At 70.0% G+C, this 719-nt stretch carries 2 pseudogenes; both read left to right on the top strand.

Features of this window, described 5'->3' with window-relative positions:
- A pseudogene (locus tag AC1DWF_RS34405) lies at positions 1–372 on the top strand (hypothetical protein); the annotation flags it as partial.
- Positions 369–719: pseudogene (locus AC1DWF_RS34400) on the top strand (MFS transporter); the annotation flags it as partial. The pseudogenes AC1DWF_RS34405 and AC1DWF_RS34400, both read left to right, overlap by 4 nt.

Raw genomic sequence — 719 nt, 5'->3', positions numbered from 1 at the left:
CGCGAGGTGCAGGCGCTCGGCGGCTACATCGACCAGGGCGGCGACGACATCAAGGGGCTGGTCTACGCCGGCGCCGTGCAATGGCTGAACGCCCGCGGCATCGCGGCCCGCATTGTGCTGGACGAGCCGCGCCCGGAGCTGGCGGCTGGCGAACTCTACGTCGCCTCGGTCCATCCGCGCATCCGCACGCCGGAGCTGGATCCCCCGCACAAGGGCGGGCACCTGGTCCTCGTCTTTGGCCAGGACAGCGAGGGGCGGCTGCGCTTCCACAACCCCTCGGGCCACAGCGACGCGACAAGGCGCGACGTGAGAATGAGTCCGGACGACTTCTCGCGCTTCCACGCTGATCGGGGCATCTTCATCCCATCGTGAATCCCACCTCTGACCGCCGCCTGATCTGGGGCACCGGCCTGACCCAGTTCATCGGCTGGGGCACGCTGTTCCTCCCCTTCAGCCTCGTGCTGCAGCCGATGGAGGCGGATCTCGGCTGGAGCCGGGGCGAGCTGAACGGCGCGCTGACCCTCGGCCTCCTGGTCTCGGGCATGCTTGGCATCCCCGTCGGGCGGTGGGTGGACCGGAAGGGCGGCCGCATGCCGCTTACCCTGGGCGCGCTGCTGGGCGTCGGAGTATTGGTCGGCTGGGCGATGGTGGACCGCCTCTGGGTCTTCTACCTCGTCTGGATCGCGATGGGCTGCGCGCATGCCACCGCGCTCTGGACG

This window comes from Aminobacter sp. P4_D5, from assembly GCF_056401815.1.
The sequence above is the reverse complement of the archived record's forward strand: the minus strand, read 5'-3'. Positions and strand labels throughout refer to the sequence as shown.